We start from the raw sequence: 14,496 nt of genomic DNA, 5'->3' as shown, positions 1-14,496 counted from the left end.
TCCCACGGCAAGAGAAAATCTAAGAATGAAACTGACTTCTTTAGCTTTACTGACTATTGCGATGGCATTTGGCGCAAACGCAGCGGATGCACCAAAAGAGTTGAACCTCGGGATTCTTGGCGGCCAGAATGCCACGCAGCAGATTGGTGATAACCAATGCGTGAAAGATTTCTTCGATAAAGAGCTGCAGGTGGATACAAAACTGCGCAACTCGTCTGACTATTCAGGCGTGATTCAGGGCTTGCTGGGCAACAAAATCGACCTGGTGCTGAGCATGTCGCCCGCCTCGTTTGCCTCGGTTTATCTGCAGAACCCGAAAGCGGTGGATGTGGTGGGCATCGTGGTGGACGACAAAGACGGTTCGCAGGGTTATCACTCAGTGGTGATCGTGAAAGCCGACAGCCCGTACCAAAAGCTGGAAGACCTAAAAGGCAAATCGTTCGGCATGGCCGATCCGGATTCCACTTCCGGCTTCCTGATGCCGAACCAGGCGTTCAAGAAAGAGTTTGGCGGCACGGTGGACGATAAGTACAACAACACCTTCTCCAGCGTCACCTTCTCCGGCGGTCACGAGCAGGACATCCTCGGCGTGCTGAACGGCCAGTTCGAAGGCGCAGTAACCTGGACGTCGCTGATTGGTGACCGCGAGACCGGTTATACCTCGGGTGCCTTTGGTCGTTTGATTCGTATGGATCATCCAGACCTGATGAAGCAGATCCGCATTATCTGGCAGTCGCCGCTGATCCCGAACGGTCCGATTCTGGTGAGCAACAATCTGCCCGCTAACTTCAAAGCGAAAGTGGTGGCCACCATCAAGAAACTGGATAAAGAAGATCACGGCTGCTTTGTTAAAGCGGTTGGCGGTGCCCAGCACATCGGCCCGGCTACCGTGGCGGATTACCAGAATATCATCGATATGAAGCGTGATTTGATGAAGGGTACGCGCGGTTAGTTGTGGTGGGGTGCTTGCTGTTACCTTCCTCGGTCGGTGCTCGCTGTCCCCCTCCTTGGTCGGTGCTGGCTGTCCCCCATCCCGGCCTTCCCCCACAAGTGGGGGAAGGAGATGCTGCCACATGCGACTTCGGAGCTGCATTTTGCAGCATCTTCCTCCCCCATTAATGGGGGAGGACCGAGGAGGGGGACAGCGAGCACCATCCAGCGAGCACCATCCAGCACGAACCCTCCCAACCAACAGGAATCCCCCCTTGACCGATTTCGAACACTACTACCAACGCATCCGCCGCCAGCAAAAGCGCGACTCGCTGCTGTGGTCGCTGCTGTTACTGGCGCTCTATCTGGCCGCGGGCAAGATGGCGGAATTTAACCTGCTCACCGTCTGGCAGTCGCTGCCACACTTTTTCGATTACATTGGCGAAACCCTGCCGGTGCTGCATCTCCCGCTGCTGTTCGCTGACGGCAAAACCGAGGGTTCGCTGGCCTATTGGGGCTATCGCCTGCATTTCCAGCTGCCGCTGATCTGGGAAACCTTACAACTGGCGCTGTCGTCCACCATCATAGCGGTGGCGGTGGCTGGCGTGCTGGCGTTCTTCGCCGCCGACAACACCCAAACGCCACGCAGCCTGCGCATGGCGATCCGCGCGTTTGTCGCCTTCCTGCGCACCATGCCCGAACTGGCGTGGGCGGTGATGTTCGTGATGGCGTTTGGCATTGGCGCCATTCCCGGCTTCCTTGCGCTGGCGCTGCACACCGTCGGTAGCCTGACCAAACTGTTCTACGAAGCGATTGAGAGCGCCTCGGATAAACCGGTGCGCGGCCTCGCGGCGTGCGGTGCCAGCAAACTGCAACGCATGCGCTTTGCCTTCTGGCCGCAGGTCAAACCAACGTTTCTCTCCTACAGCTTTATGCGTCTGGAGATCAACTTCCGTTCCTCCACCATACTCGGGTTGGTCGGTGCGGGCGGTATCGGGCAAGAGCTGATGACCAATATCAAACTCGATCGATACGATCAGGTCAGCATTACGCTGTTGCTGATCATTGTGGTGGTGTCGCTACTGGATACGCTGTCCGGCTGGCTGCGTCGCCGCGTAGTGGAAGGAGACGTATCATGATCGCCCTAGCGCCGGATGTCGCCAAACTCAAGCAGGAGCATGCCGCCCTGTTTGCTGCGCAAAATCGCTATCTGCGCCGCGTTGCGCTGGTGGCGCTGGCCATCGCGCTCTATTACCTGTTCTTTTTCGAATTCTTTGGCATTGAGTGGAGCCGTTTTCTCATCGGCTGCCAGCAGCTCAGCCGCTATTTCCTGCGTATGTTTGTCTGGCAGGATTTCCTCAACTGGCCGTTTGCTTACTACTTCACGCAGGTCGGGATTACGCTGGCGATTGTGTTTTCCGGCACGTTGACCGCGTCACTGATCGCCTTGCCGGTCTCGTTCCTGGCGGCGCGCAACGTGATGCACGATCCGCTGATGCGTCCGATTGCGCTGGTGGTGCGTCGCGTACTGGATGTGCTGCGCGGCATCGACATGGCGATTTGGGGGCTGATCTTCGTGCGTGCCGTCGGCATGGGACCGCTGGCTGGTGTGCTGGCGATCGTGATGCAGGATGTCGGCCTGCTCGGCAAACTCTACGCCGAAGGGCACGAAGCGGTGGAGCGTTCGCCGAGTCGCGGTCTCAGCGCGGTAGGCGCGAACAGCCTGCAAAAACATCGCTACGGCATTTTCACTCAATCGTTCCCGACCTTCCTCGCGCTCAGCCTGTATCAGATTGAGTCCAACACCCGCTCCGCAGCGGTGTTGGGCTTTGTTGGCGCGGGTGGCGTCGGCTTGGTGTATGCCGAGAACATGCGTTTATGGAACTGGGATGTGGTGATGTTCCTGACCCTGATTCTGGTGGCGGTGGTGATGATTATGGATGTGGTCTCCAGCAAGCTGCGTAAACGTTACATCACGGGGAAAGGGGTGCCGTTGTGGCAGCCTGCCGCGCGCGACTGAGCCGTTCACTGCGCTGCCAGGCGCGCTCCAGCGCCTGCACCAGCTGCGCCTGATGCCAGGGTTTTGCCAGCCGCTCACACAGTGGCAGCGTGACCTGCGTCTGGCGCAGATCCTGACCGCTGATCAACACCGTTGCCAGATGCGGCCACTGCGCCTGCGCCTGGCGAATCACATCCGCGCCGTTAATGCCGCCCGGCAGCATCAAATCACTGATGAACAGATCGATATCCGGCGTCTGGCGCAGCAGCCTCAGCGCGCTTTCGCCGTCGCCACACTCCAGCGTCAGATAACCCAGCTGATGCAGATGTTCGCACAGCGTTTGCCGCACCGTCGGTTCATCATCCAGCACCAACACCAGCCGATCGTTGCTGGCCTGCGGCACCAGCGGCGGCGGCACGCTGAGCGGTTGCGCCGCTTCGGGCGCGCGCGGTAATAACAGCCGCACGGTGGTGCCTTGTCCTGGCGCGGTTTCCAGCTCAATCTGGCCGCCGGATTGCCGCACAAAGCCATACACCATGGATAAGCCCAAACCGCTGCCGCTGCCGATGGCTTTGGTGGTGAAGAACGGCTCAAACACCTGTTCACGCACCTCGGCCGACATGCCGCAGCCGTGATCGATCACTTCAATGGTAACGCGATCGCGCTTGCCGTCGGCTTCCTGTTTGCGCTGATTCCAGATACGCAGGCGGATTTCGCCGCTCTGCTGCGCCATGGCATCGCGCGCGTTGACCACCAGATTGATCAGCGCGTTCTCCAGCTGTCCGGCATCGATCCACGCTGGCCAGCCAGGACGCTGCGCATCAATCACCAAATGCTGACCGGGCAGCAGCGCGTGCTGCAGCAGCGAATGCAGATTATCCACCAGCTCCACCACCGACACCGCGCGCGGATAGAGCGCCTGCTTACGTGAGAAGGCCAGCAAGCGCTGCGTCAGCTGCGCCGCACGGTCGGCGGCCTGACGTGCGCGTTCGATGCGGCTGGCGAGCGTGCCGGGCGGCAGCTGATCGACGGTTAACGCCAGGCTGCCAATGATCACCGCCAGCAGATTATTGAAGTCGTGCGCCAGTCCGCCGGTCAGCTGTCCCACGGCTTTCATCTTCTGGCTGTGCAGCAGCGCTTCCTCCAGCGCCTTGCGCGTGGTGCGCTCCAGCACGGTATTTACCATGCCGCGCCGCGGCACCGGGCTGAAGCGCAGCTCCAGCGTGCGGCCATCCGCCAGCCGTACTTCCTGCGCATCGGCTAATCCGTTGAGCTCGACATCAACGCGTTTGAGTAGCTGCTGATAGTGCAAACCGCGATGCAGTTCACGCGGCGCGATGCCGAGCAGCTCGGCATATTGCGCATTCCATACCACCAGCTGACCGCTGTTATCGAACAGCGCAAAGCCGTCGCGCATGGCGAGAAAGGTCGATTCCAGCTGGTTGCTTTTCTCTTTTAGCAGGCGCGACGTGTGCGCCAGCGACGCGGTATTGCGCGCAAACACGTTGAAGGCGCGCGCCAGATCGCCCAGCTCATCGCGCCGCGCCAGGCCCGGCACGTTGACGCTCTTTTCACCCTGCGCCAGCCGCGTCATGGCGTGGGCGATGGCGGTCAGACTCGAACCGAGATTGCGGTAAATGTAGTAACCGGCGTAACCGGTGATCAGCAGCGCCAGCAACATAAACAGGCCGATAAAGCCGATGATCGAATCCAGCTCTTCATGCGTCACCGCGCTGCGGGCGTCACTCTGTTGCGCCACCAGCTGCACGTAATGGGTGATGTCATCGTTGAGCATCGCCACCAGCGCTTTGATGCGATAAGTCGCGTAGGCGATGGCGATATCACTCTGCTCCAGCTGCTGCGCCACCGGCTGCAAATCCGTGCTGGTGGCGATCAGCCGCTGCACCTGGGTATTCAGCGCGCCGTTAAGCCTTAACGCTTGCCACTGGCGCAGCACCGAAGGCAATTGCTGCACTGCGGCCTGCGGCGCGCTGGATTGAATCGCCACGCTGAATAAGCTGTGGGTTTGCTGGCGCAGCGCGGCAGAAGGGGAATCGGTGCGCGTTAGCAGGTCAATGCGATTGAGTAACAGCTGCGATTGCCACAAGCCGCTTAGCATCACGTTGCGCTGCAGATGGCGCTGATGCCCGGCGCGCAGCAACTGATTGATGGTTTGTTCCAGCGTCTGGCTGCGCTCACGAATACGCGCTAGCAGCTGCGGCTGCTGTGCCGCCAGCGGCGCATTTGCCAGCAAGCTCAGCGACTGTTGCAGCTCCCGCTGCGTTTGCTGCAGGCGCGCCGATTCGCTTTGATACTCCAGCGCACCGACCACCTGCGATAACCGCACCGCTGCAATGGCCACATTGGCGGTGTCGCGCGCCAGCGCCAGGCTGCCGTTCATATCGGCCAGCGTTTGTGCCTGCGCCTGTTCCTGAATGTGACCTGCGTGGCGAAATCCAAAAATCGCGACCAGGCTCACCGCCAGCGTCACTGACATCACCAGCAGATTAAACAGCAGCAGACGACTGCGCGCGCCCGCGTGCCAGTGCAGACTGTGACTCATGGCTGCCACTCCTTACCGCTCAACTGCTGGCGAGTATAGAAGCGCGATCGGGGCGAAATATGACAAATATGAATGGCCGCTGACATTTTCCATTTATCTAAGCAGGTTTTACTCGCTGCAACCTTTGCCAGCAGGAGTCTGTAAATGGATGCCACACCGATACTCTCCATGCGGGGAATCACCCGACGCTTCGGCAACTTCTATGCGCTAAAGGGCGTGGATCTCACGGTCTGGCCCGGTGAAGTGCATGCGCTGATGGGCGAAAACGGCGCGGGCAAAAGTACTTTGATGAAAATTCTGGCCGGCGCCTATACCGCCAGCAGCGGGGAAATTCTTATCGACGGCCAGCCGTATGTCATAAAAGGCCCAAAAGAGGCGTTGGCGGCGGGCATCACCCTGATTTATCAGGAGATCAATCTGGCACCCAATTTGACGGTGGCGGAGAACATCTTTCTCGGCAGTGAAATCACGCGTGGAGGCCTGGTGAAGCGTCGCCAGATGGCGGAAGAGGCGCAGCGGGTGATTGATCGCCTGGGTGCGCAGTTCAGCGCCACCGATCTCGTGAGCCGCCTGAGTATTGCCGAGCAGCAGCAGGTGGAAATCGCCCGCGCGCTGCACCGCAACAGCCGCATTCTGGTGATGGATGAGCCGACTGCCGCACTCTCCAACCGTGAAACCGAGCAGCTGTTTGCGCTGATTAAACGGCTGCGTAGCGAAGGCATGGCGATCATCTACATCAGCCATCGCATGGCGGAAGTGTATGAGCTATCGGATCGCGTGAGCGTGCTGCGCGACGGGCAGTACGTCGGCAGCCTGACGCGCGAGCAGCTCAACGCCAGCGAGCTGGTGCGCATGATGGTCGGGCGTCCGCTCAGCGATCTGTTTAACAAAGACCGCGATATTCCGCTCGGCGACATCCGTCTCGCCGTCAATCACCTGTGCGACAAACACAAAGTGCGTCCCAGCAGCCTGTCGGTACGTGCCGGCGAGATTGTCGGGCTGGCGGGGCTGGTCGGTGCCGGGCGCAGCGAACTGGCGCAGCTGATTTTTGGCGTGCATCAACCGAGCGGCGGTGAGATCTGGATCGACGGCGTGAAAGTGCAGATTCACTCGCCGCGCGACGCCATCGCACGCGGCATCGGTTTTCTCACCGAAAACCGCAAAGAGCAGGGTTTGTTCCTCGAACTGGCGGCGCAGGACAACATTGTGATGGCGACGCTGGAACGCGACGCCAGCTACGGCCTGCTCAATCGGCGCAAAGGGCAGAAGATTGCCAGCGAGGCGATTGATGCGCTGAACATCCGCGTGCCGCATGCGCAGGTACGCGCGGGCGGCTTGTCCGGCGGTAATCAGCAGAAGCTGCTGATTTCGCGCTGGGTGGCGATTGCGCCGCGCATCCTGATTCTTGATGAGCCGACGCGCGGCGTTGATGTCGGCGCCAAGAGCGAAATCTACCGCATGATGCAGCAGATGGCGCAGCAGGGCGTGGCGATTTTAATGATCTCCAGCGAGTTACCGGAAGTGGTGGGCATGAGCGACCGCGTCTATGTGATGCGTGAAGGCGCCATTGCCGGTGAGTTGAGTGGGGCAGAGATTAGCCAGGAAAACATTATGACACTAGCCACCGGCGCGCAGCCGGTTCAGGCCTGAGGAGAGCGCAATGACCAGTGAATCCGCACGCGTAAAAAGTCCCACCCTCAAGCGCGCGTTAATGAGTGATCTGCTGCAAACCGTCGGCATCCTGCCGATTTTGATCCTGATCGTGGCGGTATTTGGCTTTGTCACGCCGAACTTCTTCACCGAGGGCAATCTGCTCAACATTACGCGTCAGGCCTCGATCAACATCGTGCTGGCGGCGGGCATGACCTTTGTCATTCTCACCGGCGGCATCGATTTGTCGGTGGGATCGATGCTCGGCACCACGGCGGTGGTGGCGATGGCGGTGTCGCTCGATCCGGCATTTGCGTCACTGACGATCCCGGCGGCATTAGGTGCCGGGCTGATTATGGGGTTGTTCAACGGCATTCTGGTGGCGTGGGCGGGGCTGCCGCCCTTTATTGTCACGCTTGGTACCTATACCGCGATGCGCGGCGCGGCTTATCTGCTGGCCAACGGCACCACGGTGATCAACTCCGACATCAACTTTGAGTGGATTGGCAACGGCTATCTCGGGCCGGTGCCGTGGCTGATCATCATCGCTTTTGCGGTGATCGCGCTGTGCTGGTTCATTCTGCGCCGCACTACCTTAGGCGTACACATTTATGCCGTTGGCGGCAACGTGCAGGCGGCGCGTCTGACCGGCATCAAAGTCAGCGTGGTGCTGCTGTTTGTCTACGCCATGAGCGGCTTGCTGTCGGGGCTGGCCGGATTGATGAGCGCCTCGCGCCTCTACAGCGCCAACGGCAACCTTGGCGTCGGTTACGAGCTGGATGCGATAGCGGCGGTGATCCTCGGTGGCACCAGCTTTGTCGGCGGCATCGGCACCATCACCGGCACGCTGATTGGTGCGCTGATTATCGCCACGCTGAATAACGGGATGACGCTAATGGGCGTCTCCTATTTCTGGCAGTTAGTGATTAAGGGCGCGGTGATCATTATCGCGGTGTTGATCGATAAGTACCGGACGCGGCATCACGTGGGTTGAGTTACAAGGTGCTGGCTGTTTTAGAAGGTGCTGGCTGTCCCAGACTGTGCTGGCTGTCCCCCTCCTCGGTCCTCCCCCACAAGTGGGGGAGGAAGATGCTGCCATATGCTCGTACTGAAGCTGCATGTGGCAACGTCTCCTTCCCCCGCTTGCGGGGGAAGGCCGGGATGGGGGACAGCGAGCACTAATCATAAAAACCAAAAAGCAGGAGAACATCGACTATGCGTTTTAATCCGATTCTAACCGGACTGCTGGCGGCTACGCTTCTGAGCGCGCCATTGGTGCAGGCCAAAGAGCTGAAATCCATTGGTGTGACCGTCGGCGATCTCGCCAACCCGTTCTTCGTGCAGATCACCAAAGGTGCCGAGCTGAAAGCGCGTGAACTGGCGGGCGACAAAGTCAACGTAACGCTGGTTTCCAGCGGCTACGATCTCGGCCAGCAGGTGGGGCAGATTGACAACTTCATCGCCGCTAAAGTGGACATGATCATCCTTAACGCCGCCGATTCCAAAGGTATCGCGCCCGCGGTAAAACGTGCGCGTGATGCCGGGATTGTGGTGGTGGCGGTCGACGTGGCAGCAGACGGCGCTAACGCCACTATCACCTCCGATAACACCGCCGCCGGCGCGATGGCGTGTAAATACATCTCCGACCGCCTGAAGGCCAAAGGCAACGTGGTGATCATCAATGGACCGCCGGTTTCTGCGGTGCAGAACCGTGTCGAAGGCTGCATGACCGAGCTGAAAACCCATCCGGACATCAAGCTGCTCTCCTACAACCAGAACGCCAAAGGCAGCCGCGAAGGTGGCCTCGAAGTGATGACCGGCCTGCTGTCGGCCAATCCAAAGATTGATGCAGTGTTCGCGATTAACGACCCAACGGCGATTGGTGCCGATCTGGCGGCGAAACAGGCGCAACGCAATGAGTTCTTTATTGTCGGCGTCGATGGATCGCCAGACGGTGAAGAGGCGCTGAAACGCAAAGGCTCGCTGTTCGTGGCCACGCCAGCGCAGGACCCGCAGGTGATGGCGGCGAAAGCGGTGGAGATCGGCTATGACATCCTGCAGGGCAAGCCCGCGCCGGATAAGCCGGTGCTGATTCCGGTGACGATGATCGATCGTAACAGCGTCAGCAGCTACAAAGGCTGGACGGTGAAGTAAGCAGCCGCTGTCCCTCACCCTAACCCTCTCCCATAAATGGGAGAGGGGACAAATAGCGCCCTCTCCTGCTTGCGGGAGAAGGCTGGGGTGAGGGCCAGCGTGGAAAGGAGGTGAAGATGCAACGCTCAGAAGTGAATGCGATCCTACAACGCACCCGCGAATTCTTTATGCGTCAGGATGTGCATCTGCCGCCGTGGGCCGATTACGGCCTCAGCCAGTGGCGCGCGCTCGATAAACATGACGCCGATGAACTGCTGGCGCTGCATCTTGGCTGGGATGTCACCAGCTTCGGCGCTGACGATTTCAATCAAACCGGTTTAACCCTGTTCACACTGCGCAACGGTTCGCGGGGTGGCCAGCCGTGGGCCAAACCTTATGCCGAAAAAATCATGCATGTGCGCGAAGGGCAGGTCACGCCGCTGCATTATCACCCGCAAAAGATGGAAGACATTATCAATCGCGGCGGCGGTAATCTGATCGTCACGCTGCATAACCGTGTGGGCAATCAGCTGGCTAATACGGCGGTGAACGTCACGCTCGATGGCATCCGCCAAACCCACGCCGCCGGTTCGCAGCTGCGTTTATCGCCGGGCGAAAGCGTTACCTTGTTGCCGGGCATCTGGCACAGCTTTTGGGGCGAAGAGGGCTACGGCGATGTGCTGGTGGGTGAAGTCTCGATGCCCAATGACGACGAACATGACAATGTGTTTCTCACGCCGCTGGCGCGCTTCAATCCGCTGGATGAAGATGAAGCACCACGCTGGCTGCTGTGTAACGAATATCACCGCTGGCTGGCCTAAAGGAGCCTGATATGGCACTGATTTCACTGGCGCAGGGTTTGGCCCATGCGCAACAGAACGGCTACGCGCTTGGCGCGTTTAACGTCCTCGACACCCATTTCCTGCGCGCGCTCTATCAGGCCGCTGAGCGGCAGCGCTCGCCGTTTATTATCAGCATCGCTGAAGTGCATTTTAAGTATGTCAGCCTCGAGCATTTGGTCGCCGCGGTGCGTACCGAAGCGGCGCTGCACGCTATTCCGGTGGTGCTGCATCTCGATCATGGCCTGCATTTTGAGGCGGTGATGCAGGCGATTCGCCTTGGCTTTACCTCGGTCATGTTCGATGGCTCGACGCTCAGCTATGAGGAGAACGTGCGCCAGACGCGCGAGGTGGTGAAGATGTGTCACGCGCTCGGCGTGTCGGTGGAGGCCGAACTCGGTGCGGTGGGCGGCGATGAAGGCGGAGCGCTGTTTGGCGAGGCCGATAGCGATAAATTTACCGATCCGGCGCAGGCCGCTGATTTTGTGCACTCCACCGGCATTGATTGCCTGGCGGTGGCGATTGGCAATGCGCACGGCAAATACAAAGGCGAACCCAAACTCGACTTCGACCGGCTGGCAGCGATTCGCTCGACGGCTGGCATTCCGCTGGTGCTGCATGGCGGTTCCGGCATTAGCGACGCGGATTTCCGCCGCGCCGTCAGCCTTGGCATCAACAAAATCAATTTCTATACCGGCATGTCGCAGGCGGCGCTCGGGGCGATTGAAGCGCAGATCGGCCAACGCGATGCGCGCTACGACGCCTTTGCTGAGTTGTTGATGGCGGTAGAGCGCGACATCGCCAACGTGGTGGCGCAGCAGATGCAGGTATTCGGCAGCGCCGGGAGGGCATAACCGCATGGTGCGTAACGGAATCATCGGTGCCGGCAGCATGCTGGTGGATCACGTGCAGCGCATCAGCCATTGGCCGGAACAAGGCTGGCTAACCGAGATTCAGCACAGCGAGAAGTGCAGCGGCGGCGCGGCGCTCAATGTGCTGTTTACGCTGGCGCGCATGCAGCTGAATCTGCCGCTGGCGGGCGTCGGCATAGTAGGCGAGGACAGCGACGGCGACTACATCCTGCAACTGCTTGACGATCATCACATCGACCGCCAGTTTGTACAGCGCACCGCGATCATTAACACGGCGATGACGCAGGTGATGACCACGCCGGATGGCCAGCGCACCTTCTTCCATGCGCGCGGCGCCAATGGCAAGCTCGATCTGGCGCACTTCGCCGACGTCTTCACTGCACACCGCATCTTCCATCTCGGGTATTTGCTGCTGCTGGATAGCCTTGATGTGCCGGACGATGAATACGGCACGCGCAGCGCACGGCTGCTGGCGCAGATGCAGCAGCGCGGCTATCTTACCTCCCTCGATTTGGTGTCGCGCGTGGGCGAATATCGACCGCTGGTGATGCCTGCGCTGCGCTGGCTCGATTATCTGGTGATCAACGAACTGGAGGCGCAATCACTCACCGGCATCAGTTTGCGCACGCCGCACGGGCTTGCCGCCCCCGAAGCTTTTGCCGAGGCGGCTACCTGGCTAATGCAGCAAGGCGTACGTCAGCGGGTGGTGATCCACGCACCCGAAGGCGCGTGGGGCCAGCAAGCGGACGGCGAAGAGCGCTGGCAACCGGCGTGGTGCTTAGCGCCAGAAGAGATCGTTGGCAGCGTGGGGGCAGGCGATGCGTTTTGCGCCGGTGTGCTCTATGCCAGCCATGAAGGCTGGTCGCTGACGGAAACGCTGAAGCTGGCGCACACCTGCGCCTGTTTTAATCTGCATGCCGCCAACGCGCTGGACGGCACGCGGCCATTAGCCGAGATGCAGCGCTGGATGGATCAGGCGATTTGCGTTTCGCGTGCCGAAGAGGCCGGACGCATCACGTCGGCGGAGAAAACATAGCCGAGACCGCGAATGGTGCGGATCAGGCTCGGTTGATGCGGATTGATTTCTATCTTGCGTCGAAGCCGCATAATCAGTACATCAATAGTGCGATCAAACACCTCAAGGCTTTCGCTGTGCGTCAGTTCGAGCAGTTGATCGCGGGTTAATACTTTGCGCGCATGCGCCACCAGCGCGCGCAGCAGCGTGTATTCACCTTGCGTTAGCGGCACGCTTTCACGCTGCGGATTGAACAGCTGGCAGCGCGCATCGTCGAGGCGCCAGCCGTTAAATTGCCAACCTTCATCTGCTAACGCTTCCGGCTGCGCCAGCCGTCCGCAGCGTCGCAGCGCCGCGCGTGCCCGAGCCACTACCACGCGCGGGTTGAACGGCTTGGCGATGTAATCATCCGCGCCCATCTCCAGCCCCACCACCATATCCGCTTCCGAACCCATGCCGGTCAACATGATCACCAGCAGATCGGGACGCTGCCGCTGCATCTGTTGCAGCACCAGCAAGCCGTTGGTGTCTGGCAGCATCATATCCAGCATCACCAGTGAAATTTCCGGGTGTAGCGTGAGCAGGGCTAGCGCATCTTTACCCTGATGGCAGCAATAAACGGTAAATACATGTTCATTCAACACATCGTGCAGCAATTCGCACACTGCACGATCATCATCGACCACCAGAATCGCGGGCTTCATGGATGCGCCTCTTTTGTTACGAAAGGGTTAAAAGCAGTGTAACCCGATGTTTTTTACCTGCTGATTAAGGCAACAGAAACGTGAGCGCCATCGCCTGGCAGAGTGCTGAAGCGTGCAGTGCCGCACTCTTTTTGCCAAACCATCGTCAGGTAGGAAAACGATTGCGCGGCGCTGGTGCAATGCACCATAATCGCGCCTCATTCTGGTTCAGAATAATCTTAGCCGCAGCCGCAAATGAAAACGTAATCGATTGCGTAGGGGAGTGGCATAGCTATTGCTATATGGACAGGGGAAAGCGCAAGGTTTCACAACCTGTTGTCTAGTTTGCTTCGCTTTCAAAACAACAATAAGCATGTAAACCACATTGGCAAGGAGCGCGCGCATTCGTGCCGTCTCCGCTCATGAGAGATGATGATGTTAGAAAAACTCTTCAAACTAAAAGCGCACAACACCACGGTTCGCACCGAAATCATTGCGGGTATCACCACCTTCCTGGCAATGGCTTACATCCTGTTTGTTAACCCGAACATTCTCGGCGCAACCGGCATGGATAAAGGTGCGGTCTTCGTGGCGACCTGTCTGGCGGCGGCGATTGGCTGTGTGTTAATGGGCCTGATCGCTAACTATCCGATTGCACTTGCACCGGGCATGGGCCTCAACGCCTTCTTCACCTATACCGTGGTGCTGCATATGGGTTACACCTGGCAAGTCGCGCTGGGCGCGGTGTTCTTGTCGGCGGTGATCTTCTTTGCCATGTCGCTTTTCAAAATCCGTGAGTGGATTATTAACAGCATTCCGCTGCCGCTGCGTGCCGGTATTGGTGCCGGTATCGGTCTGTTCCTGGCGATTATCGCGCTGGAAGGCGCGGGTATCGTGGTGGATAACCCAGCAACGCTGGTTGGCCTGGGCGATCTGACCAAACCGGGTCCGCTGCTGGCGCTGCTCGGCTTCTTCATCATTGTGGTGATGGAAGCGCGTCGCGTTACCGGTGCGGTGCTGATCGGCATTCTGGTGGTGACCTTCATTTCTATGGGCATTGGCCTGACGCCGTTTGGTGGCGTGTTCTCCGCTCCGCCCTCTATCGCGCCAACCTTTATGCAGCTGGATATCGCCGGTGCCTTTAACGTCGGTTTGGTGAGCGTAATCTTCGCCTTTCTGTTCGTGGACGTGTTCGATAACACCGGCACCTTGCTGGGTGTGACCAAGCGCGCCGGTCTGGCGGATGAGCAGGGCAACGTACCGAAAATGGGCCGTGCGTTGATCGCAGATAGCGCCGCCGCGCTGTTCGGCTCGCTGCTTGGTACTTCAACCACCACCAGCTATGTGGAATCTGCTGCCGGCGTCAGCGCCGGTGGCCGCACCGGCCTGACGGCGATTGTGGTGGCGATTCTGTTTCTGCTGAGCCTGTTCTTCTCGCCGCTGGCGGGCAGCGTACCGGTTTATGCCACCGCACCAGCGCTGCTGTTTGTGGCGGTGCTGATGGCGTCTGGCCTGGCGGATATTGACTGGAAAGATATCACCACCGCCGCGCCGGTAACCGTGACCGCGCTGACCATGCCGCTGACCTACTCGATCGCCAACGGTATTGCGTTCGGCTTCATCACCTGGACGGTGGTGAAACTGCTGAGCGGCCGCACCAAAGAGGTCAACCCGGCGCTGATCATTTTGTCGATTCTGTTTGTTATCAAACTGGGCTGGCTGAGCGCGTAAATGTTGCTTAACGGAAGCCCGCTCGGGCTTCCGTGTCTGCTGTTGCATCCCTTCGTTTATTTTCTGCGTGACACTTCGCAA

Annotated in this window: 12 protein-coding genes; 10 read left to right on the top strand and 2 right to left on the bottom strand. The window is 59.3% G+C overall.

The features are described 5' to 3' along the window. Positions 1 to 25 precede the first annotated feature (25 nt). The 3 genes from phnD (at position 26) to phnE (AAF463_RS12250) (ending at position 2,950) form a co-directional block, all read left to right on the top strand. Entirely contained in the window at positions 26 to 952 is a 927-nt protein-coding gene (gene phnD / locus AAF463_RS12260) for a phosphonate ABC transporter substrate-binding protein (RefSeq protein WP_192233486.1), read from the top strand. A gap of 253 nt (positions 953 to 1,205) precedes the next feature. After that, on the top strand, positions 1,206 to 2,069 hold the full coding sequence (phnE, locus tag AAF463_RS12255) for a phosphonate ABC transporter, permease protein PhnE (protein ID WP_101762813.1): 864 nt from the start codon (positions 1,206 to 1,208) through the stop codon (positions 2,067 to 2,069). After that, positions 2,066 to 2,950: a phosphonate ABC transporter, permease protein PhnE gene (gene phnE / locus AAF463_RS12250; RefSeq protein ID WP_210082086.1), complete on the top strand. Its 885-nt coding sequence runs from the start codon at positions 2,066 to 2,068 to the stop codon at positions 2,948 to 2,950. Before phnE (AAF463_RS12255) ends, phnE (AAF463_RS12250) begins: the two co-directional genes overlap by 4 nt. On the opposite strand, the gene AAF463_RS12245 is transcribed toward phnE (AAF463_RS12250), so the two are convergent. After that, a complete protein-coding gene (locus tag AAF463_RS12245; protein ID WP_350260854.1) occupies positions 2,904 to 5,492 on the bottom strand; it encodes an ATP-binding protein in 2,589 nt (862 codons plus the stop codon). The two genes, phnE (AAF463_RS12250) and AAF463_RS12245, sit on opposite strands and share 47 nt — an antisense overlap. Before the next feature lie 144 nt (positions 5,493 to 5,636). On the opposite strand from AAF463_RS12245, the gene AAF463_RS12240 reads away from it, so the two are divergent. From AAF463_RS12240 to AAF463_RS12215, 6 genes are all read left to right on the top strand, one after another. Continuing rightward, positions 5,637 to 7,142, top strand: a complete 1,506-nt coding sequence (locus AAF463_RS12240) for a sugar ABC transporter ATP-binding protein (RefSeq protein ID WP_101762810.1) — start codon at positions 5,637 to 5,639, stop codon at positions 7,140 to 7,142. Between the two features lie 10 nt (positions 7,143 to 7,152). Further along, positions 7,153 to 8,136 (top strand): ribose ABC transporter permease, encoded by a 984-nt coding sequence (locus AAF463_RS12235; protein ID WP_101762809.1) that lies wholly within the window; start codon positions 7,153 to 7,155, stop codon positions 8,134 to 8,136. A 221-nt stretch (positions 8,137 to 8,357) separates the two neighbouring features. Then, positions 8,358 to 9,296 carry an ABC transporter substrate-binding protein gene (locus AAF463_RS12230; protein ID WP_101762808.1) on the top strand — a complete coding sequence of 313 codons (939 nt, stop codon included), beginning with the start codon at positions 8,358 to 8,360 and terminating at the stop codon, positions 9,294 to 9,296. Between the two features lie 116 nt (positions 9,297 to 9,412). Continuing rightward, a complete protein-coding gene (locus AAF463_RS12225) occupies positions 9,413 to 10,096 on the top strand; it encodes a D-lyxose/D-mannose family sugar isomerase (protein WP_350260853.1) in 684 nt (227 codons plus the stop codon). A gap of 11 nt (positions 10,097 to 10,107) precedes the next feature. Further along, entirely contained in the window at positions 10,108 to 10,968 is an 861-nt protein-coding gene (locus AAF463_RS12220) for a ketose 1,6-bisphosphate aldolase (protein WP_312465098.1), read from the top strand. A gap of 4 nt (positions 10,969 to 10,972) precedes the next feature. Continuing rightward, a complete protein-coding gene (locus tag AAF463_RS12215; protein ID WP_350260852.1) occupies positions 10,973 to 12,022 on the top strand; it encodes a carbohydrate kinase family protein in 1,050 nt (349 codons plus the stop codon). On the opposite strand, the gene AAF463_RS12210 is transcribed toward AAF463_RS12215, so the two are convergent. Continuing rightward, positions 11,959 to 12,705 carry a response regulator transcription factor gene (locus tag AAF463_RS12210; RefSeq protein WP_101762804.1) on the bottom strand — a complete coding sequence of 249 codons (747 nt, stop codon included), beginning with the start codon at positions 12,703 to 12,705 and terminating at the stop codon, positions 11,959 to 11,961. The two genes, AAF463_RS12215 and AAF463_RS12210, sit on opposite strands and share 64 nt — an antisense overlap. Before the next feature lie 411 nt (positions 12,706 to 13,116). On the opposite strand from AAF463_RS12210, the gene AAF463_RS12205 reads away from it, so the two are divergent. Beyond that, on the top strand, positions 13,117 to 14,415 hold the full coding sequence (locus AAF463_RS12205; RefSeq protein WP_350260851.1) for an NCS2 family permease: 1,299 nt from the start codon (positions 13,117 to 13,119) through the stop codon (positions 14,413 to 14,415). The last annotated feature ends 81 nt before the right edge of the window (positions 14,416 to 14,496 follow it).

Source organism: Pantoea sp. BJ2 (assembly GCF_040255075.1).
Lineage (GTDB): Bacteria > Pseudomonadota > Gammaproteobacteria > Enterobacterales > Enterobacteriaceae > Pantoea > Pantoea leporis.
The sequence above is the reverse complement of the archived record's forward strand: the minus strand, read 5'-3'. Positions and strand labels throughout refer to the sequence as shown.

Bases quoted from the DNA above. Each gene is read 5' to 3' on its own strand.
- phnD (WP_192233486.1), top strand. From the start codon at position 26: ATGAAACTGACTTCTTTAGCTTTACTGACTATTGCGATGGCATTTGGC.
- phnE (WP_210082086.1), top strand. From the start codon at position 2,066: ATGATCGCCCTAGCGCCGGATGTCGCCAAACTCAAGCAGGAGCATGCC.
- AAF463_RS12245 (WP_350260854.1), bottom strand. From the start codon at position 5,492: ATGAGTCACAGTCTGCACTGGCACGCGGGCGCGCGCAGTCGTCTGCTG.
- AAF463_RS12240 (WP_101762810.1), top strand. From the start codon at position 5,637: ATGGATGCCACACCGATACTCTCCATGCGGGGAATCACCCGACGCTTC.
- AAF463_RS12235 (WP_101762809.1), top strand. From the start codon at position 7,153: ATGACCAGTGAATCCGCACGCGTAAAAAGTCCCACCCTCAAGCGCGCG.
- AAF463_RS12230 (WP_101762808.1), top strand. From the start codon at position 8,358: ATGCGTTTTAATCCGATTCTAACCGGACTGCTGGCGGCTACGCTTCTG.
- AAF463_RS12225 (WP_350260853.1), top strand. From the start codon at position 9,413: ATGCAACGCTCAGAAGTGAATGCGATCCTACAACGCACCCGCGAATTC.
- AAF463_RS12220 (WP_312465098.1), top strand. From the start codon at position 10,108: ATGGCACTGATTTCACTGGCGCAGGGTTTGGCCCATGCGCAACAGAAC.
- AAF463_RS12215 (WP_350260852.1), top strand. From the start codon at position 10,973: ATGGTGCGTAACGGAATCATCGGTGCCGGCAGCATGCTGGTGGATCAC.
- AAF463_RS12210 (WP_101762804.1), bottom strand. From the start codon at position 12,705: ATGAAGCCCGCGATTCTGGTGGTCGATGATGATCGTGCAGTGTGCGAA.
- AAF463_RS12205 (WP_350260851.1), top strand. From the start codon at position 13,117: ATGATGTTAGAAAAACTCTTCAAACTAAAAGCGCACAACACCACGGTT.